At 66.5% G+C, this 25,460-nt stretch carries 26 protein-coding genes; 14 read left to right on the top strand and 12 right to left on the bottom strand.

What is annotated here, in order from left to right; translation table 11 throughout:
• Positions 1–41 precede the first annotated feature (41 nt).
• The 4 genes from sufB to TX79_RS03455 all read left to right on the top strand — a co-directional run bounded on the left by sufB (position 42) and on the right by TX79_RS03455 (position 3,889).
• Positions 42–1,472: a Fe-S cluster assembly protein SufB gene (gene sufB / locus TX79_RS03470; RefSeq protein WP_049925761.1), complete on the top strand. Its 1,431-nt coding sequence runs from the start codon at positions 42–44 to the stop codon at positions 1,470–1,472.
• A 1-nt stretch (position 1,473) separates the two neighbouring features.
• The gene (sufD, locus tag TX79_RS03465) at positions 1,474–2,691 is read left to right on the top strand and encodes a Fe-S cluster assembly protein SufD (protein ID WP_049925760.1); all 1,218 of its coding nucleotides are present in this window, start codon (positions 1,474–1,476) and stop codon (positions 2,689–2,691) included.
• Positions 2,692–2,853: 162 nt separating this feature from the next.
• Positions 2,854–3,348, top strand: coding sequence for a rubrerythrin (locus TX79_RS03460; protein ID WP_049925759.1), 495 nt, complete (start codon positions 2,854–2,856; stop codon positions 3,346–3,348).
• A 112-nt stretch (positions 3,349–3,460) separates the two neighbouring features.
• Positions 3,461–3,889: a metal-dependent transcriptional regulator gene (locus TX79_RS03455; RefSeq protein WP_049925758.1), complete on the top strand. Its 429-nt coding sequence runs from the start codon at positions 3,461–3,463 to the stop codon at positions 3,887–3,889.
• Positions 3,890–3,901: 12 nt separating this feature from the next.
• Here the strand turns inward: TX79_RS03455 and TX79_RS03450 are convergent, their stop codons facing one another.
• From TX79_RS03450 to TX79_RS03440, 3 genes are all read right to left on the bottom strand, one after another.
• Positions 3,902–5,743, bottom strand: a complete 1,842-nt coding sequence (locus tag TX79_RS03450) for a phospholipase D-like domain-containing protein (protein ID WP_081655477.1) — start codon at positions 5,741–5,743, stop codon at positions 3,902–3,904.
• A 63-nt stretch (positions 5,744–5,806) separates the two neighbouring features.
• Positions 5,807–7,177: a HEAT repeat domain-containing protein gene (locus TX79_RS03445; RefSeq protein ID WP_049928258.1), complete on the bottom strand. Its 1,371-nt coding sequence runs from the start codon at positions 7,175–7,177 to the stop codon at positions 5,807–5,809.
• A 72-nt stretch (positions 7,178–7,249) separates the two neighbouring features.
• Positions 7,250–7,975 (bottom strand): protein sorting system archaetidylserine synthase, encoded by a 726-nt coding sequence (locus TX79_RS03440; protein ID WP_049925757.1) that lies wholly within the window; start codon positions 7,973–7,975, stop codon positions 7,250–7,252.
• A 165-nt stretch (positions 7,976–8,140) separates the two neighbouring features.
• Here TX79_RS03440 and TX79_RS03435 point away from each other — a divergent pair, with 165 nt between their 5' ends.
• The 3 genes from TX79_RS03435 (at position 8,141) to TX79_RS03425 (ending at position 11,564) form a co-directional block, all read left to right on the top strand.
• Positions 8,141–8,581 carry a cupredoxin domain-containing protein gene (locus tag TX79_RS03435; RefSeq protein ID WP_049925756.1) on the top strand — a complete coding sequence of 147 codons (441 nt, stop codon included), beginning with the start codon at positions 8,141–8,143 and terminating at the stop codon, positions 8,579–8,581.
• Positions 8,582–8,867: 286 nt separating this feature from the next.
• On the top strand, positions 8,868–9,797 hold the full coding sequence (locus TX79_RS03430) for a sulfide-dependent adenosine diphosphate thiazole synthase (protein ID WP_049925755.1): 930 nt from the start codon (positions 8,868–8,870) through the stop codon (positions 9,795–9,797).
• A gap of 255 nt (positions 9,798–10,052) precedes the next feature.
• On the top strand, positions 10,053–11,564 hold the full coding sequence (locus TX79_RS03425; RefSeq protein WP_049925754.1) for a DUF5059 domain-containing protein: 1,512 nt from the start codon (positions 10,053–10,055) through the stop codon (positions 11,562–11,564).
• Between the two features lie 65 nt (positions 11,565–11,629).
• On the opposite strand, the gene TX79_RS03420 is transcribed toward TX79_RS03425, so the two are convergent.
• Complete coding sequence (locus TX79_RS03420; protein ID WP_049925753.1) at positions 11,630–13,252, bottom strand: alpha/beta hydrolase domain-containing protein; 1,623 nt, start codon at positions 13,250–13,252, stop codon at positions 11,630–11,632.
• A 443-nt stretch (positions 13,253–13,695) separates the two neighbouring features.
• Here TX79_RS03420 and TX79_RS03415 point away from each other — a divergent pair, with 443 nt between their 5' ends.
• A complete protein-coding gene (locus TX79_RS03415; protein WP_049925752.1) occupies positions 13,696–14,523 on the top strand; it encodes a DUF6159 family protein in 828 nt (275 codons plus the stop codon).
• A gap of 92 nt (positions 14,524–14,615) precedes the next feature.
• Entirely contained in the window at positions 14,616–15,383 is a 768-nt protein-coding gene (locus TX79_RS03410) for a DUF7001 family protein (protein WP_049925751.1), read from the top strand.
• Positions 15,384–15,435: 52 nt separating this feature from the next.
• Here TX79_RS03410 and TX79_RS03405 read toward each other — a convergent pair whose 3' ends face one another.
• A complete protein-coding gene (locus tag TX79_RS03405; protein WP_049925750.1) occupies positions 15,436–16,998 on the bottom strand; it encodes a SagB/ThcOx family dehydrogenase in 1,563 nt (520 codons plus the stop codon).
• A 131-nt stretch (positions 16,999–17,129) separates the two neighbouring features.
• Here TX79_RS03405 and TX79_RS03400 point away from each other — a divergent pair, with 131 nt between their 5' ends.
• Together TX79_RS03400 and TX79_RS03395 are read left to right on the top strand one after the other, a co-directional pair.
• Positions 17,130–17,546: an acyl-CoA thioesterase gene (locus tag TX79_RS03400; RefSeq protein ID WP_049925749.1), complete on the top strand. Its 417-nt coding sequence runs from the start codon at positions 17,130–17,132 to the stop codon at positions 17,544–17,546.
• Between the two features lie 172 nt (positions 17,547–17,718).
• The gene (locus TX79_RS03395; RefSeq protein ID WP_049925748.1) at positions 17,719–18,096 is read left to right on the top strand and encodes a DUF7344 domain-containing protein; all 378 of its coding nucleotides are present in this window, start codon (positions 17,719–17,721) and stop codon (positions 18,094–18,096) included.
• 70 nt (positions 18,097–18,166) lie between these two features.
• Here TX79_RS03395 and TX79_RS03390 read toward each other — a convergent pair whose 3' ends face one another.
• The 3 genes from TX79_RS03390 to dcd form a co-directional block, all read right to left on the bottom strand.
• Positions 18,167–18,889 (bottom strand): class I SAM-dependent methyltransferase, encoded by a 723-nt coding sequence (locus TX79_RS03390; RefSeq protein WP_049925747.1) that lies wholly within the window; start codon positions 18,887–18,889, stop codon positions 18,167–18,169.
• Entirely contained in the window at positions 18,879–19,790 is a 912-nt protein-coding gene (locus TX79_RS03385) for a thiamine-phosphate synthase family protein (RefSeq protein WP_049925746.1), read from the bottom strand. Before TX79_RS03385 ends, TX79_RS03390 begins: the two co-directional genes overlap by 11 nt.
• Positions 19,791–19,905: 115 nt before the next feature.
• On the bottom strand, positions 19,906–20,508 hold the full coding sequence (dcd, locus tag TX79_RS03380; RefSeq protein ID WP_049925745.1) for a dCTP deaminase: 603 nt from the start codon (positions 20,506–20,508) through the stop codon (positions 19,906–19,908).
• Between the two features lie 138 nt (positions 20,509–20,646).
• Between dcd and TX79_RS03375 the strand changes: the two genes are divergently transcribed.
• Complete coding sequence (locus tag TX79_RS03375) at positions 20,647–21,459, top strand: hypothetical protein (RefSeq protein WP_049925744.1); 813 nt, start codon at positions 20,647–20,649, stop codon at positions 21,457–21,459.
• Positions 21,460–21,489: 30 nt separating this feature from the next.
• Here the strand turns inward: TX79_RS03375 and TX79_RS03370 are convergent, their stop codons facing one another.
• The gene (locus tag TX79_RS03370) at positions 21,490–22,116 is read right to left on the bottom strand and encodes a DsbA family protein (protein WP_049925743.1); all 627 of its coding nucleotides are present in this window, start codon (positions 22,114–22,116) and stop codon (positions 21,490–21,492) included.
• 86 nt (positions 22,117–22,202) lie between these two features.
• On the opposite strand from TX79_RS03370, the gene pth2 reads away from it, so the two are divergent.
• Entirely contained in the window at positions 22,203–22,541 is a 339-nt protein-coding gene (gene pth2 / locus TX79_RS03365; protein WP_049925742.1) for a peptidyl-tRNA hydrolase Pth2, read from the top strand.
• Between the two features lie 53 nt (positions 22,542–22,594).
• Here pth2 and udk read toward each other — a convergent pair whose 3' ends face one another.
• The 3 genes from udk to TX79_RS03350 form a co-directional block, all read right to left on the bottom strand.
• Positions 22,595–23,317, bottom strand: a complete 723-nt coding sequence (udk, locus tag TX79_RS03360) for a uridine kinase (protein ID WP_049925741.1) — start codon at positions 23,315–23,317, stop codon at positions 22,595–22,597.
• A gap of 440 nt (positions 23,318–23,757) precedes the next feature.
• Complete coding sequence (locus TX79_RS03355) at positions 23,758–24,225, bottom strand: phosphopantetheine adenylyltransferase (protein WP_049925740.1); 468 nt, start codon at positions 24,223–24,225, stop codon at positions 23,758–23,760.
• Between the two features lie 158 nt (positions 24,226–24,383).
• Positions 24,384–24,833: a universal stress protein gene (locus TX79_RS03350; RefSeq protein ID WP_049928257.1), complete on the bottom strand. Its 450-nt coding sequence runs from the start codon at positions 24,831–24,833 to the stop codon at positions 24,384–24,386.
• 199 nt (positions 24,834–25,032) lie between these two features.
• Between TX79_RS03350 and TX79_RS03345 the strand changes: the two genes are divergently transcribed.
• Complete coding sequence (locus TX79_RS03345; RefSeq protein WP_049925739.1) at positions 25,033–25,458, top strand: universal stress protein; 426 nt, start codon at positions 25,033–25,035, stop codon at positions 25,456–25,458.
• Positions 25,459–25,460: the final 2 nt, after the last annotated feature.

Genomic DNA, 25,460 nt, shown 5'->3' with positions numbered 1-25,460 from the left:
CGTAATGAAGCTACGACCGTAACCAACACCGTATACAAATCATGAGTTCCGAACAAGACCACCTCAAACAGACTGACACCGAGGAGCGCTTCGAGTTCAAGAATAACCACGAAGCGGCGCTCGCGGCGGAGAAGGGCCTGAACGAAGAGACGATCAGGCTCATCTCCGAGGACAAGGACGAACCGGAGTGGATGCTCGAGCGCCGTCTCCGTGCGCTCGAGTTGTTCAAGGAGATGCCGATGCCGACCGACTGGCCCGGCCAGCCGGACCTCTCCGAGATCGACATCGACGAGATCGTCCCCTACATCCGACCGGACGTCGAGACCCGCGAGGGAACCGACGACTGGGAGGACCTCCCCGACGAGATCAAGGACACCTTCGACAAGCTCGGCATTCCGGAAGCCGAGAAGAAGGCGCTCTCGGGCGTCGGCGCGCAGTACGAGTCCGAGGTCGTCTACCAGAACATGCAAGAACAGTGGGAGGAGAAGGGGGTCATCTTCATGAACATGGACCGCGCGGTCCAGGAACACCCCGAGCTCGTCAAGGAGCACTTCATGACCTCCTGCGTGCCGCCGTCGGACAACAAGTTCGCGGCGCTGCACGGGGCCGTCTGGTCCGGCGGGTCGTTCGTCTACGTCCCCGAGGACGTCACCGTCGAGATGCCCGTTCAGGCGTACTTCCGGATGAACTCCGAGGGAATGGGCCAGTTCGAGCACACGCTCATCATCGCCGAGGAAGGTTCGGAGGTCCACTACATCGAGGGCTGTTCCGCGCCCAAGTACTCCGCCTTCAACCTCCACAGCGGCGGCGTCGAGGTCTTCGTCAAGGAGGACGCCCACGTCCAGTACTCCACGGTGCAAAACTGGTCGCGCAACACCTACAACCTCAACACGAAGCGCGCCATCGTCGAGGAGAACGGTACGATGGAGTGGGTTTCGGGCAGCATGGGCTCGAAAGCGACCATGCTCTACCCGTGCTCGATCCTCAAGGGTCGCGGCGCGACCGACACCCACATCACCATCGCCTTCGCCGGCGAGGGCCAGGACATCGACACCGGCGCGAAGGTCTATCACAACGCGCCCGACACCAGTTCGACCATCGAGTCCAAGTCGATCTCCAAGGACGGCGGTCGCACCAACTACCGCGGCCTCGTCCACATCGCCGACGGTGCCGAGAACTCGAGCACTGCCGTCGAGTGTGACGCCTTGATGTTCGACAACGAGTCCACGTCGGACACCATGCCGTACATGGAGATCGAGGAGTCGAAGGTCGACGTCGCACACGAGGCGACCGTCGGCAAGATCGGCGACGAGGACATCTTCTACCTCCAGTCCCGCGGACTGGACGACGACGACGCCAAGAAGATGATCGTCGCCGGCTTCATCGAGCCGATCACGGAGGAACTGCCGATCGAGTACGCGGTCGAACTCAACCGCCTCATCGAACTCGAGATGGAGGGAAGCCTCGGATAATATGAGCACGACGCAGGTACACGCCAATCTGACGGAAGAACAGGTCCGCGAAATCAGTGCCGACTTGGACGAGCCCGAGTGGCTCCTCGAGACCCGTCTCGAGGCTCTCGACGCGCTCGAGGACCTCGAGATGCCCGACGTCATCCGCACGCCGGGCCGTAGCTGGACGAACCTTCACGATCTGGACTTCGAGTCGCTCGTGGATCCGCTGAACGCGGCCGAGGACAAGGATCAGGTCGGCCCCGACGAGGCCGACGTCCTCTCGTGGGCCGAGGCGGTCCAGGAGCACGAGGAGCTCATCCGGGAGCACTTCGGCTCCGTCGTCGACCCGCAGGAGAACTACCTCACCGCGCTGTCGACGGCGCTCTTTAGCACCGGAACCGTCGTCTACGTCCCCGAAGGCGTCGACGCCGAGGACGTGACGATCCGGACCGAGCAGAACTCTCGCTCGCTCTTTAACTACACGCTCGTCGTCACCGAGGAGTCGTCCTCCGTGACGATCCTCGAGCGCCAGTCCACCGGCGAGGAGCGCGACGAGCAGTACTACAGCGGCATCGTCGAGGTCGTCGCCGGCGAGAACAGTTCGGTCCAGTACGGTAGCCTCCAGAACCTCTCGGAGGAGGCCTACAATTTCACGCTCAAGCGCGGCGACGCCGACACCTACGCCACGATCGACTGGATCGAGGCCAACCTCGGCACGCAGCTCACGAAGACCGAGGTCTCGACGGAACTCAACGGCGACTCCTCGGAAACCCAGATCGTCGGCGCGTTCTACGGCCACAACGACCAGCACTTCGACCTCGACGCGAAAGTCTGGCACCGCGCCGAGCACACCACCGCGGATCTGGTCACCCGCGGCGTCACCGACGACGTCGCCCGCTCGGTCTACGAGGGCGTCCAGGACGTCGGTAGCGAGGCCTGGGACACAAGCTCCTACCAGCGTGAGAACACGCTGATGCTCTCGGACGAGAGCGAGGCCGACGCCTCCCCGAAGCTGATCATCAACAACCACGACACCGAGGCCTCCCACTCCGCGACGGTCGGCCAGATCGACCAGGAGGACCTGCTGTACATGACCTCCCGGGGTATCGACCCGCGCTCCGCGCGCAACATGCTCGTCGAGGGCTTCTTCGTGCCCGTCCTCGAGGAGATCGCGGTCGACGAACTGCGCGACGATCTCGAGGAACTGATCGCAGCCCGGCTCCGTCAGCGCGACTGACGCGGAGTCGTCGCTGTTCGGTCGCTCGAGCGTTCGAATCGACTTCGCTCTCGTTTTCGACGTCGTCGACCCGACGAGCCGACCGTAGTGTCGGGTCACACGTCCGGTGGACGCCGGACGCGGATGCAGGAAGTTAAGTAACGTCGACTCCCAGGAATCAGTATGAGTCTGGGACAGCGCGTCTCGAGCGACCACCAACTCGCACGGCTCCTCCAGATCGGGGTCGTGTTAGAGGAGGTCGTCGAGTCACGCGCCGCCCACCACCTCGAGTCGCTGTCGCCGGACGAGCGGGCAGCGATCGACGAGGCGGTGGAGGAGTTGCTCGCCGAGGCCGCCGAGGAGTCGGCCGATCACCGCGAGCGACTCGAGGCGCTGGTCGACGACCTCGACGCGGAGACCGTACCCTACGAGGAGATCAACGCACTCGTCGACGCGCAGTACGGGCCGCCGGAGGACACCGACGGCGTCCTCTACGATCAGCTGGCCAGCGAGGAGACCGCCTACAAGTTCTACGACGACCTGATCGAGGCGGTGGAAGCGTCCGACGCGACGTTCGCGATCGACCGCGACCGACTGCTCGAGACCCTCTACGAGATTCGGGAGGAGGAACGCGACGGCGTCGAGGAGGTCACCGAGATCATGGAGCGCAGAGCATGATCGGGGCACGGTTCCGGGACGCGACGCTGACGGGAATCGGCGTCGACCGACCGCGCCCACCGCGAGCGTATCGCCATCCAATCGATGCGGCCACCACCGACGGAGGGCAGCGATGAACACCGCCGATCAGTACCTGAAAGCGATCTACCTGGCACAACGAATCGAGAACGGTCCCGCCTCGACTGGAACGCTCGCCGACCTGCTCGAGGTAAGCCCCGCGAGCGTCAACGAGATGGTCGGCAAACTCGAGGATCGCGATCTCGTCGAACACGAGAAGTACAAGGGGGCTACCCTGACCGACGAAGGACTCGAACGCGCCCACGACGCCTTGCAGACCTACTGTATCATCGAGCGGTTCCTCGCGAACGTGCTCGAGGTCGAGGAGTTCCGCGACGAAGCCCGCGCGCTCGAGAGCGTCATCGACGACACCGTCGCGGAGCGACTCGATACGATCATCGACCGACCCGAGGAGTGTCCGGACTGTTTCGATCCGGAACGCGACTGCTGTGAACGCCTCGAGGTCAGCGGACGGGCCGACTGAGTGGTTTTCGGTTCACTCGCGTGGACGATCCTCGACTGCTCGCTCCGAGCCGAATCTGACGTAGCGATGGCCCACGAGGGCGGCGAGCGCGAGCGCGGCGACGACCGTTAGCGAGAGGTCGATCGGCAACGACCACCCGTCGTCGGACCAGTCACCCTCGAAGACCGACGCGTAGTAGTCGGCGACGGCCTCGCCGTGGAGCGCGAGGAGGACCTCCCGGTTGTTTCGAAACGCGTTTTCGTTCCAGTTCGCGCTGCCGACGACGGCCGTCTCGCCGTCGACGACGAGCCCTTTCGCGTGAATCTTCTCGAACCGGTCCGTCTCCCCGACCAGTTGGACCTCGAGCGACAGCGATTCGGTTTCTGCGATCCGCTCGAGGTCCGCACGGAGCGCCGCGTTCTCGTCCGCGTTGTACCAGCTATCGTCGAGCAGGATTCGGACGTCGACGCCCCGACGGGCGGCCGCCAGCGTCTCCTCGAGCACGGCGGCGTCCCGGTCGATCGAGGCCTGCTCGATCAGCAGTTCGTCCTCGGCAGACCGGAGCAGGTCGAGTAGCGCTGGTTCGGCGTTGTCCGGCGCGACCAGGAGCTCGACCGATTCGACGGGGACGGTCGCCGGTTCGTGAGTCGTCTCGAAGTCCTGCGATGGCGCGAGCGGATCGCTCTCGTCGACGAACGTCGTCCGGTCGCGAAACGCGGCGCTCGAGCGGGTGTCCCATCCCTCGAAGTCCGCCCGGAAGACCGCCGCGAGGTCGTCTGCGAGGTCCGCGTCTGCCACGCGCGCGCCCCAGCCACGGCTGGATTCGCCGCCGACGCCGCCCGGTTTCCAGTTCTCGCTCGTTACGAGCACCTCGTCGTCCACGACGGCGTACTTCGGGTGGTGGTACCGGTAGCGAGCCCCCTCACCGCCGATCGCACGGACCTCGACGTCGCTCTCCTCGAGGCGCTCGAGCACCGGGTCGCTCTCTACGGGCGTGCCACCGACCGGGCCGGACTCGAACAGGACCGCGACGTCGGCTCCGCGTTCGGCGGCGTTCACGAGGTCCGCCGCGATTCGCTCGGACGTAATCGTATACGCCGCCAGCAGCACCCGGTCGTCGGCCCGTTGTAGCGTCTCCCACGGCACTTCCGGCGCGTCGGGGAGGACGAACGCGGTCGCTTCCTCGGGGTCGTGGCTCGAGACTGGCAGACAGGTCGCGGCACGCGGGTGCCACTCGCCCCGAGCGGCCGCATCGGCGGTACTCGCCGACGTATCGGCTGTCTCGGGTGACCTCTCGGCCCCACCAGCCGTCGTGCGATGCCAGCGTTCGCCCTCCGGCGCGTCGTCGTACGCGACCGCGTCGACGAACGTCGATCCGCTCCGAACCACGAGGCGGTCGCCGTCGGCCGCGAGCCTGACGGTCCCCTTGAGTTCGATCACAGGGTCGTCGGTGAGCGACTCGGTGACGTTCGGATCGGTGCTCAGGGCGACCCGCCCCGAGACGGTTTCGTTCGGAAACCGGGCGGTCGTATGGCCGTCGGTGATCGTCCAGTTTGCGAGGGAGGTCTCCCGCGGCGTCTCGAGGACCGCGTATTCGCCAGCGTTCCCGTCGGTGGTCGGGTTGGGATAGAGTTCGACGATGTGGGGACCGGAATCGTCGTCTGTTTCGTCCTGGGGAACCGGTTTGCTTGGGCTGTACTCGGCCCGGATCGATTCGGGGCTATCGTCGACCGAGCACGTCGGTTCGCTTCCCTCGGTCTCGCTGAGCGATGGCGTCGGCGCACCTCCCGGAGCCGCTGCTGGGAGCGTGGCGAGAGAGACGACTGCAACCAAAACGACGAGCAGGAGGGGGCGACCGGCGGGCCGTCGGGTCACGTCTGGGGGATCTGGCCGCCCGCTCGTACATAAACTGTCGGACGACCGACCGCGAGGCCCGCTTCAGACGGCGGGCTCGAGGTCGACCTTCTCGGCTTCAGCCTGGACGAGGTACGATCGGTCGTCGCCGTGCTCGGCGACGATTTCGAGGGCCTCGGCCGTGCCGATCTGGTTGAGCGCCCAGGCGGCGCTGGCCCGGACGCGGGCCTCGTCGTCGTCCGCGAGGACGTCCGCGAGCGGCTCGATGGTGCGGGTGTCGCCGATCAGTCCCAGCGAGCGAGCGGCCCAGCTACGGACGTCGGGGTCGTCGGCGACCAGTTGCTGGGCGATCGGTTCGACTGCGTCCTCGGCACCGATTTCGCCGAGCGCGCGGAACGCGGGCTGTTGAAGGTTCGGGTTCGAGTCCACGTAGTCGACCAGCGTGTCGACCACCTGGTCGTCGGCGACGCCGATCTTCCCGAGAATTCGCATCGCGGCCTGGTCGCGACGGTTGGCCTTCTGGAGCATCGGCTCGATCGCCTCCTCGGGCCCCATGCGTGCTAAGGCCTCGAGGCAGTGTTCCTCCATGAACTCCGAGTCCATCAGATCGTAAGCCAGGAGGATGTAGTCGACGTTGCCGCGTTTCTCGTGGACCTTCAGCGCGTGCCACTCCGGCGGGAAGTCCTTGACGTGATCGAGCACGTCGTAGAAGCCCTCGCGGCGGAGCCGCTCGCGGATCTCGAGGTCGGTCCACTCGGTGGCGTCGTCGACGTCGCTCTCGAGGTCGTCGGTCGCCTCGAGCAGGCCGGCGATCGTCTCTGCGTCGTCGTCGGGATCGAGGTCGGCCGCCTCGACGGCGTCGGTGACCTCGTCGAGCGTCGCGTCGAGTTCTTCGGGGACGGTTCCCTCGACGGCGTCGTCGGGGAGTTCGGCCGCTTCGGCGGGCTCGAGGTCCGCCGGCAGCGTCAGGGCGGCCCCGAGCAGGTCGTTCACGTCCGCGAGAAACGCCTCCACGGCGTCGATCAGTTCTTCGTCGCCCTCGATCGTCCAGCGCGTCCCCGAGATCGTTCCGCTGACGCCGTCGATCTCGCTCACGACGTCCTCGGCGTAGGGACCGCGCTGGTCCTCGAGGTCGTCCGCGAGGTCGTCGAGGTCGCTTTCGATCTCGTCGTAGGTGTCCTGGAGTTCCTCTTCGGGCGCGGGTTCGTCGTCCTCCTCGTCCTCGTCTTCCTCCGGCGGTTCCGGAATCTCGATGTCCTCGAGGTCGGCCCGGACCGACTCGATGTCGGCCTCGACGACGTCGAGGTCGTCCTCCGTTTCGGCGGCCTCGAGTCCCTCCTCGATCGGCTCGAGGTCGGCCCGGACGGACTCCAGGTCGCTCCGAATGGCCTCGAGGTCGGCCGTCGATTCCTCGGGAGCGGCCTCCTCGTCCCCGTTCGGCTCGTCCTCGCTCATGGTACCACCCTCGTCGTGATACGGCACCGACGCGTGGCTGGTTGCATACGAAAATCTCGTTTCAGGAGCGCCCTAAGCGTTTCCATGCACGTCGGCCGGTTCCGGCTCCCTCGAGGTTCTCCAGTAGAACCACGGCCCGAGCGTCATGTACGCCAGCCCGAGGATCAACAGCGCGAACGGAAACGAGCGGTCGGCGAACTCGGGGACGAGGATCGCGAGCACGTGGACGACGCCCATGATACCTGCATCGCGAGCCAGCAGGTCGGGATAGCGGATCCGCGAGACCATCAGGTAACAGAACGCACCGGTGATCGCCAGCACGAGCTCCGGCCCGGCGACGTCGGCGAGGATCGCCGCGCCGAGGATGGTCGCGGCGAGGGTCGTCTGGACGCCCTCGGTGTACTCGTCGGCCGTGTCGTAGGCCGTATACATCCCGAGACGGGTGACCGCCATCGCCACGAACAGCGCGCAGACGCCCGTCACAATCAGCAGTTCGGGAGTAACGGACCCGAACCCGATCTCGAGGCCGTCGCTGACAACGACGAACGCGAGGACTGCGGGCGCGACCCCGAACGAGGCGACGTCGGCTAACGAATCGAGATACGGGCCGGCGTCGCTGCCGCCGTACCGTCGTGCGAGGATGCCGTCGAGTCCGTCGGCGACCGCGGCGAGCAGGATCAGTCGAGCCGCGAGTTCGATGTCGACGAAGGCGACGACGCAGGCAACGAACCCGAGAGCGGCGTTGGAAACCGTCACTGCGTCGGCGACGCCGAGGCGGCCGACGAACCGCGGAAGCATACTCCCGGATTCGGCGTCCGGCCTCCTTACGTGTTTTCGTTTCGCCACACGACCGCCGGCCGGTCCGAACGAGCCGGCTCCCACCGAATACCCGTCATTCGACGGCTCCGACCGAGTGGGAACGAACCGGGGCGGTTTTACCTGCCGTCTCCCAACTCCCTTCGTATGAACCGGCGCGTCTACCTCGCCGCCGTCGGGACCTCCGTCTCCGCGAGTCTGGCGGGCTGTTCCAGCGTTCTCGGCGTCTTCGACGACGCCGACCTCTGTGCCGGCGACGACTGCGACATCGGGATGACCCGAAACGAGTTCGTCCCCCGGGAGTACGAGACGAGCGTCGGCGAGACCGTCGTCTGGAAGAACACCAGCGGGGCGGTCCACACCGTGACGGCGCTCGAGAGCGGCATTCCGGATGAGGCCGACTACTTCGCGAGCGGCGGCTACGAGGACGAACAGACTGCTCGCGACGCGTGGCACGACCACCAGGGCGGGCGGATCAATACGCGGGAGACGTACGAATACACGTTCGACGTTCCGGGCACGTACGACTACATCTGCATCCCCCACGTCCGGAGCGACATGGTCGGCACGATCACCGTCACCGAGTGATCGGCGCGGTTTCTGGCCGATTGCGCCGAGTGAACCCCCGTTTCGAGCGGCCCCGACTCGCCACGTTCCGACGTGAATCGTATATCGATATACGGAATCGCGGCGGCGACGCGCTTCCGTCTCTGTCACCGGCCCTCGTTCCCTAGTCTTCGGTACTCTCGAGTCACGATCGGCGTACTCGTCCGCCCTTCCCTCGAGATCGGTAGCTGTAGCCGTCGAATCATCACGATTTCCGTGCGGGCCGTCGCGACAACCTTTTCACCACCGGATGCTACCACCTAGTTGTATGACCGACTTCGATCAGTTCAGCCAGGTCGGCGAAGCCGACGTTACGCGTGCAATCGGACAGGAGTGGACCGAGGAGTTCATGGACTTCTCGGACTCGGACGTCATCATCGTCGGAGGCGGTCCGTCGGGACTCACCGCCGCGAAGGAACTCTCCGAGCGGGGCGTCAAGACGATGGTCGTCGAGAAGAACAACTACCTCGGCGGCGGGTTCTGGCTCGGCGGCTTCCTAATGAACAAGGTCACCGTTCGCGACCCCGCCCAGCAGATCCTCGAGGAACTCGACGTCTCCTACAAGCAGTCCGAGGACAGCGAGGGGCTGTACATCGCGAACGGACCCGAAGCCTGTTCCGGCCTCATCAAAGCGGCCTGCGACGCCGGCGCGAAGATGCAGAACATGACCGAGTTCACGGACATCGTCATCCGCGAGGACCACAAGGTCTCGGGGATCGTGATGAACTGGACGCCGGTCCACGCGCTCCCGCGCGAGATCACCTGCGTCGATCCGATCGCCGTCGAGGCCGACCTCGTCATCGACGCCACGGGCCACGACGCGATGGCCGTCAAGAAACTCGACGAGCGCGGCGTGCTGGACGCGCCTGGCATCGCCGACGCTAAGGAGTCCTCGACCGGCATGGACCAGACCGATGACGACAGCTACGGCGCGCCCGGCCACGACTCCCCCGGCCACGACTCGATGTGGGTCGGCAAGAGCGAGGACGCCGTCGTCGAACACACCGGCCTCGTCCACGACGGCCTGATCGCGACTGGGATGGCGACGGCGACGACCTACGGCCTCCCGCGGATGGGCCCGACCTTCGGTGCCATGCTCGTCTCCGGCAAGCGCGCCGCCCAGGAAGCCATCGACGAACTCGGCGTCGACGCCGACCCCGTCGACATCACCAGTCGCGCGACGCCCGCCGACGACTAATCGCGACCGACCCGTTTCGATTCTGCAGTCCGGCGAGTGACGACTCGCCGTCACAGTTCACCTCCCTCGAGCGTCGGCTTCGTTCACGTTCCTTTTCAATCCCCGCAGTACGGCGGAATCGGAACTATCGGGCTCGAGATCCACAGTCGAGACACGATCGCTTTTGGACGGGTAGCCGCCCGGCCGTTCGCGACCAGTGCCCGCACGACGGGACGTCCCGAAAGGGTTATCAGTGTTTTAGGCTGACCTAAAATCATGCCGACGAGACGAAACGTCCTGGCAGCAGTCCTAGCGGTAACGGGGACCGGACTCGCGGGTTGCACCGACGGCACGAGCGACGACGAGGAATCTCCGGCGGATACCGGTGACGGACAGTCCAACGACGGGAGCGACGAGACGACGCTCGGGCCTGCCGTCGGCGTCGCGGCGGAGTGGAACGCGATCAGGGCCCGGGTCCACGACGCGTACGCGCTCGGGATCGCCGAGGAGTTCGCGGCCGGCGCGGCGGTCGCGGGCGATACGCTCGCCCGATTCGAGGCGGCGACCGACGAGTGGGGCGCGCACGAGCGGCTCGAGGAGACCGACCACGACGCCTACGAGGAGTTCGAGGAGGCGCTCGAGGAACTCCGGATGGACGCGCTCGAGGAGGAAGACGTCGAACGCGCGGCGACGGAGGCCGAGATCGCCGACGAACAACTGCAGAACGCCCAGGAGGAGGTACTCTCCTACCGGAACGGACTCGCGCTCGACATGGGGGCGTTCGCGGCCCGTATCGGTGACGTCGCGACGCTGGCTTCCGCGGGTGCGTTCGACGCCGCGGCGACGATCGCGGACGAAGTCGACGAGCGCTGGGAGGAATCGATCGTCCACGACGAGGTAAGCGCCGCCGACGGGGAACTGTACGCGGACTTCGAGGGGGAACTTCCCGATCTGGAGTCGACCGCAGCCGACGGCGACCTCGAGGGCGTCCGGACCGCCGCAGAGAACGCGATTACGGCCGCCTACGACGCGGCGTACGTCCTGGCGGAGGACGAGGTCGTCGCGCACGCGTCGGTACTTTCCGGGATGCAGGCGCGGGGGTGGGACGCCGCTACCCTGGCGTCGCTCGAGGTCGATCCCGAAACGGCCGCGGACGTCGCTCGAGGGACGCTGCAGCGGTTCGAGTCGGCCCGCGTCCACGACGCGGTCGAACACGCCGACCACGCTACCTACGAGGCCTTCGAGGACGAACTCGAGGCGTACGTCGGGTCCCTCTCGACCGACGACGGGGTCGACGAAGCGGCCGAGTCGTTCGCCGAGGCGGCGCTCCGGGCGCAGTTCGCCGTCGCCGACGCGCTCGAGGACGCGCCGGGTGAGAGCGAACACGAGCACGACCACGATGATCACGCCGACGAGGACCTCGAGGGCGGGCCGAACGTCGTCGAGGGCGTCCCCGACGACGCCGATCACGTCGTCGAAATACACGCGGCCTCGTTCGAGCCCGAGGAACTGACGGTCCAGTCGGGCGATACCGTCGCCTTCGAACACGTCGAGGGCGAACCCCACACGGTCACGGCCTACGAGGACGACCTACCCGAGGACGCGACCTACTGGGCTTCGGGGGACTTCGAGGACGAGGACGCGGCCCGCGACGGCTGGGCTGACGGCCGCGGTGCGATCGTTTCGGGTCACTCCTACGTCCACACCTTCGAGGTCGAGGGAACGCACGAGTTCTGTTGTATCCCACACGAAGCGGCCGGCCAGACCGGTCGGATCGTCGTAGAGTAACCGGTGGCGTTCACGGGGACGATTCGATCGGGCGGCGATTCGGCCACCGGCCGGTTGGTACTCGTTCAGGAGGGCCAGTCCCCGTCGTCCACGGTAACTGTCTCGGCCCGTGCAACGAGGTCGTCAGCGTCCTCGGGAAGAAGGTGGCCGTTCGCGACGGCCTCGTCGGCGGCCGCGGCGAACGCGTCGACATAGTCGTCCGTCGATCCGTACAGGTCCGCGAGGGTGCCGGCGTCGAAGCGTACCGTCTGTCCCTCGAGGTCACAGCTTCTGGCGTCGTACTCGGCGACGGGAACGTCGATCGGCGGGAGTCGAACGCCGCCGACGGCGTTGCCGTACTCGTCGGTGACGACCTCTCCGTCCTCGCGCTCGATGCGGGCCGTGCTGTCGGGAGCGGTGCCGTCCTCGACCCAGGTGCGAAGCGCCTCGAGGGCCGCGCGGTAGGCGTGGCGCATCGGGAAGTGATTCCCCTGACAGTCGCCGTACTCGCCGTCCTCTCGTTCGCCGAAGTTTCCGGCTGCGCCCGGGTCCCAGTCGGGGTCCTCCCCCTCGAAGTCGCGGGCGACTATCGCCGCGTTCCACGAGGAGAGCCAGTAGTTGACGTGCGAGCCGCCGGCCACCTCCCAGAGCCTGAACTGGCCGCTGTCCGCGGGCGGTTCGGAACCGATGCCGCCGAACAGCCCGCCGGCTTCGTCCTCGCTGTTGAGCCAGACGACCGGCACGAGGTCGTCCCGCGGATCGGTGACCGCGCTGGTCGCCGGGAGGTAGCCGTCGATGTTGCCGTACTCCTCCTGTACGTCCTCGAGTAGCTGTGCCATGTAGCCGGCCGACTGGGACTGTCCCGTCGCGAGCGCGTACTCGACCTCGAGACCGTCCAGCGGATCCGTTACCCCGTCGTCCCAGGGGGAGCCGGAATCGTCCTCGCCGCCGTGGCGCAGTCCCTCGACGACCTGCGAGAAGATGTCGAGCGCGAAGTCGTCGCCGGGGTGGTGTGACTCGCCGTACCGTTCGGGGTCCCAGCTGACCAGGTTCTCGCCTTCCGGCGTCACGATGCCGTCGAACGGCGGCTCCGCGTCGACGCCGACTTCCTGGGCGGAGACGGCGGCGACGGCGTATCCCTCCCGCATCAGGTAATCGTAGGCGTTGATCCACGTCACCGGCATATCGATGCCGGTGCTGACGTTGCTCCAGTCGACGAGCAGGTGGCCGTTGAAATCATCGGGGTCGGACGGTCGATAGACCAGTGCCCGGGTCTTGTAGTCGGCTTCGTCCGCGAACCAGCCGAACGGCCCGAAGTAGGTGTCCTCGCGCGCCGTGCCGGAGAAGAAGTACTCTTCTTCGGTGTACCCGTAGGGATCGAGGTCGTGAACGGCGGCCGTCTGGGGACCACCAGTCTGGCTTCCGCCCTCGATCGGCCCCTCGATCTCGGGCAGCGGTGCGTCCGAGTCGTGGTCGAAGGCGCTCGCGGAGCCGACCGTCGCGGCACCGCTGACAAGCCCGGCCAGCCCGACGAGTATCCCTCGTCGCCCGGTCGATGGAGTCCGCCCGCGCTGCGTACGGCTGTCGTCCCGGTCAGCGTCACCGGTTATCGCAGTTCGGTTCGGCTCACTACAGCCGCGATCCGCTCGAGCATCCACAGGGGTCTCGGTACCGTCGTTCGGTCCATGGCCGTTGGTCTCGTGTGACATCACCTGACCGATACGCCACAACCGGACACATAAATTCCCCTTGTTATGAGAATTGTATTAAGACAACAACCGTGGGTAGTATTCGCCGAGTAACCGTCGTCGTCGTTGACGGCGTGTTTCGCCGTTCTGGCGATCCAGCGACCGATCGCGGACCCGTTGGATCTGCCGTCGACGGTTCGTCCGATCGGACGTGTTCACCGGCCGGTTCGGTCCGCCGTTCCGACGTTCAACAGTCCGAAGACGTTCGCTGGATACTCTCCACAGTCCCGTGGTAGTGCGGGCGGGAAACCGGGAAGACGACTCGTGACTCAAAATCAGTTCGAACTTTACGTTCCGCTTATGATTCCGCCGGGACAAGGTCCGGATATGAGACGGAGCTACCGACCGCTGGTGACGAACTGTGGCAGTACGGTCATCGTAACGCAAACGGTGGTGATCGAGCGATGAGCGTTCGCAGTCGTCTGGGAACCGGCTTCAAACTCGCCGGCGGGAGCGCGGCCGTTCTCCGCAACAATCCGCGACTGCTCGTGTTTCCAGTGGTCGCCGGAGCTGCCATCGTTGCGTACGTCACTGCCGTTTTCGGTGGGCTAATCGTCAGTGCGGAATCGATCTCGCTTCCCGTGTTGATCGCCGTCCTGTTCGGAGTGTACGCCGGATCGATGTTCGTTATGTCGTTCTGTATCGCGGCGCTCGCCTGGGCGGCACGGGAGACGTTCGCGGGACGGACCCCGGGGACGTTCGATGCGTTCCGTGCCGCAGCGGGCCACGTCTGGGCTCTCGCGTGCTGGGCTCTCCTCAGCGCGTTCGTCGGTGTCGCCCTGCGTGCGCTCGAGGAATCCAGCAACATCGGGGGGATGATCGTTGCGATGGTGCTCAACATGGGCTGGTTCGCATTGACGTACTTCGTCGTCCCCGTGATCGTCTTCGAGGACGCACGACCGACGTCGATGATACAGGAGAGCGGCCGTCTGGTCCGGGAGACGTGGGGTGAAACGCTTGGCTCCGAGTTTGGCGTCAGCGTCGTCACCGCCCTGTTGACCCTCCCGGGTGTGCTCCTCGCGGTCGGATTATTCGTCGTTGCCTCCGGCAACGCGGCGATCGTTGCTGCCGGAATCGGCCTCGCACTCGCCGGTATCGGCCTGTTGATCGGCGTCACGCTCGGTGGGGTCGCGAAGGTCGCCCTCTACGTCTTCGCACGCGAGGAGACCGCACCCGATGCGTTCGACGACTCCTTGTTCGAGCAAGCGACGGACGCTTCACGACAGTCGTAGCCGCCGTTCCGCGACTCCGTCGCCGGCTCGGCCTCGATCGTTGACTCCAGTCGACCGCAACTGTTTCACCAGGTGGTACCACTAGTTCGTACATGGTCGATACTGTCGTCTGTTATCGGGCACCCTCGACCGAGGCCGACGTCGAGGCGATCGCGGACTGGCTCGAGTCCCGCGTCGACGCCGCCGTCGCCGTTCGGGACCGCTTTCTCGACGAACACCGGACCGACGACCTCCCCGAGCGGTTCGCCGCGGCCCGGGTCACGTCGCCGTACGACAGCGACACCGGCAACACGATGCTGGGGACGATCCGGTACGAGGAACGTGCCCTCGAGAATCCGGACCGCGAGGGGGGCGTCCTCTACGACGGCGTGCAGGTCCAGCGGGCGCTCAACGCCGCGCTCCCGCCCGCGGAACGCGACCTCGAGACGCTGCACGTGGCCGTCCTCGATCGAGCGGTCGGTACCTGGGGCGACCACGATGGCCGGTGGCACAAGCGCGTTAACGTCCTCGGACAACCCGCCATCGTGTCGGTGCCTGGCCTCTACGAGGCTCCCGCCAAGCCCGAGACGTACTACAAGGAGAAGCAACGCCACGCGCTGCTCTCGGGCGACGCGCCGCCGCGAGAGGTGCTCGAGAACCAGGTCGACGGGGAGTTCCTGATCGAGGACGACCCGCGCACGACCGACGCCCTGAAGGGGTACGTCCTGCAGGCCTACCACTATCTCGAGACGGGCGAGGCCTTCTGCGAGCGGGCCGGCTGTCGCCTCTTCAACGCCCACTACCACGAGGACCTGATCGACGCCCAGTTGCGCGGGCCGGCGTTCTGTCCGACCCACGCCGAGCGATACGCGCTCGAGTAGCGACACGCGGGAACGGCCGATCGCTCGACCGGCCGAACGCGAACGCGGCCGATCACGCCGCCCGTCGACCGAACGCGAACAACGTCATCGGCGTCTGGCCGTCGGCTCGCGGCGACAGGTGGTCAGTGACGTGATCGTCGAAGAACGTGAGCCCGGTGCCACCGAGATTGCGGTGCGCGTACGTCGACAGATACAGTCGACCGAGCACGATTCCGGCTTCCAGTTGCGCGAGGCGGTAGCCCCGGTTTCCAAGCCGGTCGACGATGGCGTCCACGTCGGCCAGCAGGTAGACGTTGACGTGTGCGTCCCCGGCCCACTTCTGGTTCAGCGCGAGCCGCGTTTTGGTCCCGCGGTCGACGTCGCCGAGTCGCTCGAGGGTGTCCCCCTCCGGATGGTACTGATAGGTCCCGTCCGGGACGCCGTGAACGCCGGTCGTCAGGACGTAAGCGTCGAGGAACGCGAGGCCGTCGGCCCTCCCCGCGTTCCAGTCCCCGGGAACCCCGCGCGTCGCGCGGTCGAGGACGGTTCCGAGTTGACGGCGACTCGGTCCCTCGTCGGCGAACTCGCGACACGACCCCCGCCGGACGACGGTCGGGTGGAGCGGCCGGGCCGACGCGGTCTCGTGGTCGACCGGCTCGAGAGGGACCCGATCGCCGTCGCCGGAATCGACGGTCCCGACGCTCCGGACGTCTCGAGCCGACCCGCGCCACTCCCGGGCCACCGCACCGTCGGGGAGGCGACTCGCCCGCCAGGCCTCGTGGATCAACGGGTAGTCGACCGGATCGTCCGAGAGCGGTTCCGTCGCGGGATCGATCGGCTCGACCGCTGGTGCGTCCGGCACCTGGTCACCGGTCCCAATCGGGACCAGCGCCAGGGGTGCCTCTTCCTCGGGATCGATTCCCAGGAGGTCGGCCACCTGGTCGTCCGCGAACCCGGCGACCACCTCGGCGGGCTGGTCGAGTCCGTGGGCCGCCGCGAGCAGGTTCGCGAGGATCGTCCCCGAATCCCAGAAGGCGTGGCGATACGTCCGGTCGCGGTACTTCCAGGCGTTGCGCCACCAGGTCGACGTCGCGATCACGGTCACGGGTACCTCGGCGACGCCGCCCCAATCGTCGGTTCCACTTCGGCCACCCACCGCATCGGCTACCACACCGCGGACGTCCCCCTCGCGCAGGACCTCGAGCGCGAACTCCCGTGGATCGAAGTGGTAGAGCCCCGCCTCGAGGCCGGGCAGGTCGTCACACGCGAGGTACAGATCGACGTGATGCAGGTTGCCCGTACAGGAGGCGGCGCGGAAGGGCAACTCGCGGCCGTCGTCGGTCTCGACGCGCTGGACGATGCCGGCCGCCTCGTAACACAGCGTCGCGACGAGGTCGCGATCGATCGCCGGTCGCGTCGACTGGGCCGTCCCGGCGAGCGGATCCGCGTGCGATTCGGCGACGAGCGAAAGCGTCGGCGTCCACGGGGGTCGGATCCGCTCGAGCGGTCGTCGCGGACGGTCGCGGTAGGCCTTGAACGGCCGCGGCTTGTTCGACCAGTCGAGCGAGAACGCGTCCCGGCGGAGCGATTCGGGGCTGTGTTTCGTGCGCTCGTGGTACTCGCGGGCGTCGACCATACTGATCGGTTGCGTTGCCCGGCCCGAAAAATGTGGGACGCCCAGGGAGGTCGGCCGTCGAACGAATCGACGAGGAAGCGATCGCCTCGATCGGAGCGCTCTTTTGGTACAGGCCCCTTCGACCGCCTACGATGAGTGTCCCGTTTACCGTCGACGTTCCGGTTCGGTATCGCGATCTCGACCCCCTCGATCACGTCAACCACGCCGTCTACGCCAGCTATCTCGAGGCGGCCCGCACGCAGTTCCTCGAGGAGGTCCTCGGCGTCCCGCCCGCCGACATCTCCTTCGTCATCGCGAACCTCGAGATCGACTACGAGCGACCGATTCTCGCCGAGCACGAACCGACGGTCGCCCTCTGGATCACCCACGTCGGCGACTCGAGTTGCACGATGACGTACGAGATCCGCGTCGACGATGGCGTCGCGGCGACGGCGGAGACGACGATCGTACACGTCGATCCGGACTCGAAGGGACCCGCGCCGCTGTCCGACGACGTGCGCGATCGGTTCCGGGAGTACGAACGCGTCGAAGCGTCCGCCTCGCGGTAGCTCCTCGTCGACGCTCGTCTCGGGTTCGCCAACGAAGGTGCGTCGTTCGTTTCGTCGACTGTCGAACTGAACGGAGCAGACGCAGTCACTCGGTTAATCAACACAACCGTGAGCCGTGAAAATGAGGCGTATTTACCCGTACGAGGCACCATAATGAAGTAGAGGGGATGAGATGGTCAATCACGACGAGGTATTCGACGCGTTGGCAGACGGCCAGCGACGGCGGTTACTCCTCCAACTCCGTTCCGGTCCGCAACGCGTTCCACAACCGTCCGGCGTTTCCCGGACGGTAGCAGAAGCGAACGAGAACCTCCTCCAGCGACACCTTTCCAGTTCTCGGACGATCGCCGGCGCGGACGAGTACTCGCTCAGTATGCACCACGTCCACCTCCCGAAATTGACGGCGTACGGCTTCGTCGAGTGGGATCGAGACGACGATCTCGTAACCCAGGGCCACCGTTTCGACGAGCTAACCCCACATCTCGACCTACTGGTCGAACAGCAGGATGACCTCCGTTCGAACGTCCCCCTCGTAACCTACCGCCGGTAAAGCCGGGTCGAGACGGCGGATTACTATTTCTGCTCGACTCAGCGATCGGGACGCAGGGGGTCGAGTGCTGTCACTCGAGTCGGCCGCCGGTGAGTCGGACGACGCCGAAGACGTGGGTCTCGTCGGCCACGGCACTCGACCGTTCCCGGAGGCGCGCGTGGGCGGCGTCGATCTTCGCGTCCAGCCGGCGGTGGGGGTCGTTCTCGTAGCGGAGTTTCGTCGTCGGCGGCGTCGAGAGGACGACGATCGCCCGGAAGACGGCGTTGACCGGCGGCGCGTACCACTCGTCGCTGCGGGCGGCGTTCGCGAGGACGACGTGGCCGCCCGGACCGACGAGGTCGCACCAGTCGTCGACCGTACCGGCAGGCTCCTCGAGCATGCCGACGACGAACGTCGCGAGGACGGCGTCGGCGTCCCCATCACCGACAGGGCCGTTCTCGCCCGTGAGCGGCGGGTGCGTCGCGTCGCCACGGACGACGTGGACGTTGTCGTATTCGGCCGTCGCTTTGCGGGCGTGCTCGAGGACCGGACCCGTGAAGTCGATCCCGATCACCGTCCCCTCGGGGCCGACCTCCTCCCGCAGGTACGGCAGGTTCGCGCCGGTGCCACAGCCCATCTCGACGACCGTATCGCCCGGCTCGAGCCGGCAGGCCCGCGCCGCGCGGCGTCGCAACGCGGGGACGCCGGGCGTGTAGCGGGCGATCAGGTCGTAGAGGCCGGCCCAGCGGCCGTAGAACTCCTGGGCAGCACCGTCGTCGAGGTCGACGCGATCCCGGAGACGGTCACGTGCCATGGGCGACGAGCGATCGGGTCGTATCCGCGACGGACTCGGCGTCCGGACCCAAGACGTAGATCAGCGGCTCGATACCCATCCCGCCGGTCTGGTACAGCACCGTCGCGTCGGGTTCGGCCTCGAGCGCCTCGGCGACGCTCTCGGCGATGTCGCCGGATTCGTCGAACTCCGCGCTCACGTGACCCTGCTCGGTCAACTCGGCCAGTAGTTTCGGATCGTACCTGACGTTGATCGCCGCCCCGGCGTCGCCACCGTGCTCGCGGGCCGCGAGGAGGACGGTGGCGACGTGCTCGGAGACGCCGAACTCCGGGTCGGCCGGGACCGTTGCCTGGCCCTTGACGTCGAAGATGCGCCCCGGGACGCCGGCCACGTCGTCGACGCCCTCGGCGTCGGGCGTACACGCGACCAGGTTCGAGCCGACCGCCGGGATGAGGTCCGCGAAGCCGCTGGCGTTCTCGAGGATCCGCAGGCCGCGCCGGAGCGACGACAGCACGCGCTCGCTCGTCCGCAGTTCGCTCTCGGGGTCGTGAACCCGAAAGCTCGCGCCGTGGTCGGCGAGTTCGGGGATCGCTTCCTCGTGTAACTGCGCCAGCAGGTCGCCGGCCGACTCGAGGTCGCGGATCAGCACTTCGATCTCGATCAACGCCTGAACGGGCGTGATCGTACCCGCTGCGAGGCCGTCGGCGAGTTCCCCGACGACGGCTTCGACGCGCTCGTCGTCGGCGATCCGGTCGTTGGTCGCCACGTCACCGTGGGCGTACTTCGAGACGGCGCTCTGGCTGATGCCGAGGACGTCCGCGACCTCGCTCTGGGTCAGTCCGCGCTCGCGGAGTTCGCCCGCCAGCATCGACCGCACCGTCGGGAGGAACTCGTCGACGACGATCTCTTCGACGAATTGCATTTGGTAGCCGACCGTACGGCACCGCACCGGATAACTGTAGGCACTTCAGCCCATAATCGCCACGTCGTGATCGGCTGCTACTTCGCGCCTCGAGAAGGATCCCCGCGTTGGCCGCTCACTCGTCGCGCTCGAGTTGGTCACCGCCGAACTCGTCGTCGCTCTGGATGCGCGAGGCCTGTGGCCCCTCCTGGCCCTGGTACTTCGAGCCGCGGTCACTGCCGTAGGGGCGTTCGGCTTCGGTCTTGAGTTCCGTGAAGGTGAGCTGTGAGATCCGCATTCCGGGCGTCAGCGCCACGGGCGCGGTCCCGAGATTCGAAAGCTCGAGGGTGATCTGGCCTCTGTACCCCGGATCGCAGAGCCCGGCCGTGGCGTGGACCACGACGGCGAGGCGACCCAGCGAGGAGCGACCCTCGACGTGGGCGATCAGGTCCGGCGGAATCTCGACGCGCTCGTGAGTCGTCCCCAGCACGAAGTCGCCCGGGTGAAGGACGAACTCGTCGTCCTCGTCGACGACCGTCTCGGTGACGTACTCGTCGACCTCCTGTTCGGAGTCGGGGTGGATACAGGCGATGTTCGTCCGCTGGAACTCGAGGAACTCGCGGCCGAGTCGCAGATCGACGCTGGCCGGCTGAATCTGCAGGTCCGGGTCGTCCAGCGGCTCGATCACGAGGTCGCCCGTCTCGAGCCGATCGAGGATGTCCGCGTCGGAGAGGATCATACCGAGTAGGAGCCAGCGGGTTCATCCTAAATCATCCGGTCTCCGCCGCTGGACCTCTCACTCCGGCAACGAAACCGATGCGACATGTTCGGTTATCGGCCCGAATCGATTAGTAGGCCCCATATCCAAAGGGACAGCATGGGTGGGCAGAAAGAGCGATTCTACGGGGATGCACGCGTGCTCCACCAGCAGGCCGTTCGAATCCCGCTACCCGACCGGGAAGCCGAACGCGCCTTCCACGAGAACGTCCAGACGCTGGCGGACGCCCTCGAGCGGAAAGCACGGCTGTTGGCCGATCCGGACGTACCCGTCCTCACTGCCCACGAGATCGAACTCGAACACGCGGCCGAGAGCTTCGAACGACGGCTCCGCAATATCGCCGGCGAGGAGTACGAGTCGGTCGCGATGGAGTACTATCGGGGCGAGCGCGACGATCGAATCGCCGAAATCGCGGCCTACTTCGTCGAAGGGGCCTGGCGGATCCAGCAGCGGACGACCGTCACGGACATGGTGTACGCGCCGTTGCTCCTGCGGTATCCGGACTGCTTCACGCTGAACATCCGCTTTGCCAGCGACTACTGTGCCTCGGGAGCGATCCACTACGAGTCGCCCGAACACTCGAGCGTCGACTGCGACGACGCCTACGCCGAGACCTACTACGCGGAGAGCCAGTACACCCAACGGGAGGCCGCCGGCTACCTCGAGGACGCGGCCGACGTGTTCCGGCAGGAGTTCCCCGATCCCGACGACGTCCCGTTCGACGAACGAAAGTACGGCGGTATCGCCTCGGCCTACGGCCGCCACGGCTCGGTCTTCTCGACCGTCGTTACCCGGGTCGACCCCGACCCGGACCGCTTCTCGGAACCGGCAACGGAACCGACCATCGTCGAGGCGGGGCCGGAGGCCCAGCGAACGGAGCACGAATTCGGACTCGACGGAATCGTCCACTGACCGCCCTGGAACGCACTCCTACCGGTCGCGTCACTCGAGGGCGTCTTCGATCGCCTGTACCGTCCGCTGAAGGGCCACCTGCTGGTAGCTTCCCTCCCCCACGAACTCGACGAGTTCGCCGTCGACGAGAACCGACGGCGTGCCCTGAACGCCGTTTCCCTGACCGTGGGACTTGTTGTCTTCGAGCGTCGACCGATGGCGGTCCTCCTCGGCGGCCTCGCGAACCGACTCCCCGTCCGCGCCGACTTCGTCGGCGACGGTAGCGATGGTTTCGAAGTTATATGACATCTGGTACTTGTATATCTCCGATGCGAACGACCAGAACGCGTCGTTGCCTTCGGTTTCGTAGACCTCGCGCGCGGCGCTTCCCACCGCCCACGACCAGGTGCGGTCGACCGGAACCGGGTAGTCACGGAACTCGTAGCGGATCTCTCCCGAATTCAGGAACTGCTCCTCGAGAACGGGGTAAACGCCGAGTTTGAACTGCAGGCAGTGCGGACAGGCGAAGTCCTCGTAGACGGTCACCGTGACGTCGGCGTCCGGATCACCGTTGACGGGTGGATTCGGGGCGTCGCTACCTCCCAGACAGCCAGCACCGGCGGCCCCGACGCCGGTAGCGGCCGCGGTGCCGAGAAACGACCGTCGCGTAAATTTCATACCTCCCAGTTGCGATTCGGGGTAAAAAGGCGTGACGTTACCGGCGGATCGCCGACGCTTTACCGATCGCCCGCAACTACCGGCGTATGAAACAGGCCATCGTCGCCCGCACGGATATCGGGATGGGACAGGGCAAACTGGCCGCACAGGTCGCCCACGCGTCGCTGTCCGCCTACGAGAAGGCCGACGACCAGCGTCGGACGCAGTGGAAACAGGGCGGGCAGAAGAAGGTCGTCCTGAAAGGCGAGAGCGAACGGCAACTCCACGAACTGGCCACGATCGCCGACCGCGAGGGACTCCCGAACGCGGTCGTTCGCGACGCCGGACACACCCAGCTCGAGCCCGGCACCGTCACCGCGCTCGCCGTCGGTCCGGGGGCCGACGATCGCGTCGATCGGGTGACGGGCGATCTCTCGTTGTTTTAGACCGCAGTACCGGCGGTCTCCGATCGATGGCGACGAGCCGTCACGGCCGTCGCTCACTCGCTCGCCGACGAATCGGGGGAGAGTTTCCGATCGGTTCGCTCGCGATCGGTCTCCTCGCGCTCGAGGTCCGGTCGCCCGTCGCCCTCGAGCGGCGGTCCGTCCTCTTCGAGTTCGGCCTCGATCTTGTCGATCAGCAGGTCGACGGCCATCCGATTCGCGCCTTCGGGGATGATGACGTCGGCGTTCTTGCGCGTCGGGGCGACGAACCGTTCGTGCATCGGTTTGACCGTCTCGAGGTACTGGTCGATGACGCCCTCGAGTTCGCGCCCGCGCTCGACGACGTCGCGTTCGATCCGCCGGAGGATCCGGACGTCGGCGTCGGTCATCACGTACACCCGGAGGTCGAGCATCTCGCGGATGCGCTCGTCGTACAGCGCGAGGATGCCCTCGAGAACGATCACGTCGGTGGGTTCGACGGTGACGCGTTCGTCCTTTCGGTTGTGGATCTCGAAGTCGTACTGGGGCATCTCGATCGGTTGGCCCATCAGCAGCGCATCGAGGTGCTCGCGCAGGAGGTCCCACTCGAAGGCGTCGGGATGGTCGTAGTTGACGTCCGTGCGCTCCTCGTACGCGAGATGCGAGAGGTCCTCGTAGTAGTTGTCCAGCGGAATGCGCGTGACAGGTTCGCCGACGGCCTCGGCGACGTTTCGCGCGACCGTCGTCTTCCCGGCCCCGGTGCCGCCGGCGATACCGATAGCGAACGACGGGATACTCATCGTCCGCACCTGGCACCTGACCGTAATCAATCCCCTGAAACGGCTCCGGTCGGGCCGGCAGCCCCAAGCGACCGATGCGGCTGGGTATACCGCTGCCGTCGCGTGTGTCGACGTCCACCCGGAACTGCTCGGACGGCCCCGAACACGACCAGCAATTTCGGGAGCAATGACGACGTCTGCTCGAGAACGCGCTCCGGGAAGAGAAACGCAAGTTTCGTGGCTCGCTGTTCGCCATCTCGAGGGTTCACCCCGTGTCACGGAGCGAAACAGTGCGATCAGTTCGCGGGACCGGACGGTTCGGCGCAGTCCGGCCTCCCCTGCCGATTTCCTCTGTCGCAGCGCGAACCGCCAGTGCTCGCTCATCCCCCGCTCGAGGACCGACGTCGTTCACTCGGCAAACGTCGTTTCGACGATGCGAGTTGCCTCACTAATGTGCAGTGCTACTCGAGGACGCGACCGTGTTCGTCGATTTCGCCGGCGACGATCCGGGTCGAGGAGATGCGCTCACCGTCGTCGGCCAGCACGTAGGGAGCGAGGATGCCGGTCAGCGGCTCGAGGTCGCGGTCGCGCCGTTTCCGGTTGATCGCGACCAGTTCGTCGGCCGTCTCGGGTGAGACGACGAGCGCGTCGATCGAGGCGTCGGTGGTCGCGATGTCGTGTTCGTCCGCTAGCGTCCGGATCTCGACGTCTCGATCCCACCGATCGAGATCGGTAATCGTCTCGCGAACGCGCTCTCGTCGCTCCTCGAGCGCCGGAATCGGACGTGGCTCGTGTCGAGTTTCGACGGCGAGATCGTCGCTCGTGAGGGCGACGACGATACCGTCGTCGCCGAACTCGAGGGCGTGTTCGAAGAGGCGTCGATGACCGTCGTGGAGCGGGCCGAAGGTGCCGGCGACTGCGACGCGCATAGCTCCCCCAACGGCCCGCAGGGGTTAGTAGCCAGCGAACGGCGTAACTCGTCCGATCGAGGGCCGTCCGGGGGCTCTGTACGGTGACCTCGAGAACAGTTCGACGGCGACGACGATCCGGTTGCCGCGACCACGTGGCCGGCTCGAGTTCGTCCGCGTTAGGCCCGCTGCTCGTCGTCACCGTGACCGACGACGATGACGTCCCGATCGCTGTGGCGGGTGACGGCGTCGGTCACGCTGCCCAGCATCATCCGGCTGATACCGCCACGGCCGCGGGACCCCATCACGATCGCGTCGGCGTCTATCTCGTCGGCGTAGTCGAGGATCTCCCGGACGGGGACGCCCTCGCGGATCTCGGTTTCCACCGCCACGTCGCGATCCCGGCCGCGGTCGGCGATCCGATCGACGAACCCCCGTGCGCGGTCCGCGAAGACGGATTCGGCGCTTTCGGTATCGCCCGGCAGATCGATCGAGCCCAGCGGCCCGGTTTCGACGACACAGAGCACGTGAACCGTCGCGTCGATGGCGGTCGCGAGAGCGAACGCTTTCGTCGCTGCAGCGTCGGCGTGGTTACTGCCGTCCGTGGGCACCAGGAGTCGATCGTACATGTACTCCCCGTACACAGCGATTGCCCATAAATGACGGTCGTCAGCGCCGGGGGTCGGAACCGCCCCGTTGTATCGTCGGTCCCGCCCTCGAGCGTGCGCATCGTCGTCTCGGTTCCCGGACCTCGATCAGCGGGAGCACGTTACTGTCAGGGAGCTAGACAGTGCACATGGTTTTCCCGTTCGGTGCAGTACCACCGGCATGGCCGATCGGATCCTCGTGCCGTACGATGACTCGCCGCTCTCGAGGGCCGCCCTCGAGTTCTGTTTCGAGACGTACCCGGATGCCGCAGTCACCGTCCTCTACGTGATTCCAGTCGGCGAACCGTTCTGGCTCGACGCGGGCGGTCCGAGCCTGCCGGTTCCGGTCAGCGATCGCGCTCGATCGTACGCCGAGGAGGTGCTGGACGAGGCCGAGCGGGTCGCCTCGGGCCACGACCGCGACGTCGACCGCGAGATCGCGATCGGGAAACCGGCCCGACGGATCGTCACCGAGGCGGAAGACGGGGAGTACGACGCCGTCGTCGTCGGGAGCCACGGTCGGCCGGGCGACTCGAGGCCGCTTTTGGGCAGCGTCGCCGAAACGGTCGTTCGTCGGTCGCCGGTACCCGTCGCCGTCGTTAGATAGGT

It is taken from the genome of Halopiger goleimassiliensis, assembly GCF_000455345.1.
GTDB classification, from domain to species: Archaea; Halobacteriota; Halobacteria; order Halobacteriales; family Natrialbaceae; genus Halopiger_A; species Halopiger_A goleimassiliensis.
Note: the sequence above shows the minus strand (reverse complement) of the source record. Positions and strands in the feature narration are given on the sequence as shown.

Bases quoted from the DNA above. Each gene is read 5' to 3' on its own strand.
- TX79_RS03410 (WP_049925751.1), top strand. From the start codon at position 14,616: ATGGTCGATACTGTCGTCTGTTATCGGGCACCCTCGACCGAGGCCGAC.
- pth2 (WP_049925742.1), top strand. From the start codon at position 22,203: ATGAAACAGGCCATCGTCGCCCGCACGGATATCGGGATGGGACAGGGC.
- TX79_RS03370 (WP_049925743.1), bottom strand. From the start codon at position 22,116: ATGAAATTTACGCGACGGTCGTTTCTCGGCACCGCGGCCGCTACCGGC.
- TX79_RS03425 (WP_049925754.1), top strand. From the start codon at position 10,053: ATGCCGACGAGACGAAACGTCCTGGCAGCAGTCCTAGCGGTAACGGGG.
- TX79_RS03385 (WP_049925746.1), bottom strand. From the start codon at position 19,790: ATGCAATTCGTCGAAGAGATCGTCGTCGACGAGTTCCTCCCGACGGTG.
- TX79_RS03430 (WP_049925755.1), top strand. From the start codon at position 8,868: ATGACCGACTTCGATCAGTTCAGCCAGGTCGGCGAAGCCGACGTTACG.
- dcd (WP_049925745.1), bottom strand. From the start codon at position 20,508: ATGATCCTCTCCGACGCGGACATCCTCGATCGGCTCGAGACGGGCGAC.
- TX79_RS03355 (WP_049925740.1), bottom strand. From the start codon at position 24,225: ATGCGCGTCGCAGTCGCCGGCACCTTCGGCCCGCTCCACGACGGTCAT.
- TX79_RS03395 (WP_049925748.1), top strand. From the start codon at position 17,719: ATGGTCAATCACGACGAGGTATTCGACGCGTTGGCAGACGGCCAGCGA.
- TX79_RS03400 (WP_049925749.1), top strand. From the start codon at position 17,130: ATGAGTGTCCCGTTTACCGTCGACGTTCCGGTTCGGTATCGCGATCTC.
- TX79_RS03390 (WP_049925747.1), bottom strand. From the start codon at position 18,889: ATGGCACGTGACCGTCTCCGGGATCGCGTCGACCTCGACGACGGTGCT.
- TX79_RS03460 (WP_049925759.1), top strand. From the start codon at position 2,854: ATGAGTCTGGGACAGCGCGTCTCGAGCGACCACCAACTCGCACGGCTC.
- udk (WP_049925741.1), bottom strand. From the start codon at position 23,317: ATGAGTATCCCGTCGTTCGCTATCGGTATCGCCGGCGGCACCGGGGCC.
- TX79_RS03445 (WP_049928258.1), bottom strand. From the start codon at position 7,177: ATGAGCGAGGACGAGCCGAACGGGGACGAGGAGGCCGCTCCCGAGGAA.
- sufB (WP_049925761.1), top strand. From the start codon at position 42: ATGAGTTCCGAACAAGACCACCTCAAACAGACTGACACCGAGGAGCGC.
- TX79_RS03350 (WP_049928257.1), bottom strand. From the start codon at position 24,833: ATGTACGATCGACTCCTGGTGCCCACGGACGGCAGTAACCACGCCGAC.
- TX79_RS03405 (WP_049925750.1), bottom strand. From the start codon at position 16,998: ATGGTCGACGCCCGCGAGTACCACGAGCGCACGAAACACAGCCCCGAA.
- TX79_RS03440 (WP_049925757.1), bottom strand. From the start codon at position 7,975: ATGCTTCCGCGGTTCGTCGGCCGCCTCGGCGTCGCCGACGCAGTGACG.
- TX79_RS03420 (WP_049925753.1), bottom strand. From the start codon at position 13,252: ATGTCACACGAGACCAACGGCCATGGACCGAACGACGGTACCGAGACC.
- TX79_RS03455 (WP_049925758.1), top strand. From the start codon at position 3,461: ATGAACACCGCCGATCAGTACCTGAAAGCGATCTACCTGGCACAACGA.
- TX79_RS03435 (WP_049925756.1), top strand. From the start codon at position 8,141: ATGAACCGGCGCGTCTACCTCGCCGCCGTCGGGACCTCCGTCTCCGCG.
- sufD (WP_049925760.1), top strand. From the start codon at position 1,474: ATGAGCACGACGCAGGTACACGCCAATCTGACGGAAGAACAGGTCCGC.
- TX79_RS03375 (WP_049925744.1), top strand. From the start codon at position 20,647: ATGGGTGGGCAGAAAGAGCGATTCTACGGGGATGCACGCGTGCTCCAC.
- TX79_RS03345 (WP_049925739.1), top strand. From the start codon at position 25,033: ATGGCCGATCGGATCCTCGTGCCGTACGATGACTCGCCGCTCTCGAGG.
- TX79_RS03415 (WP_049925752.1), top strand. From the start codon at position 13,696: ATGAGCGTTCGCAGTCGTCTGGGAACCGGCTTCAAACTCGCCGGCGGG.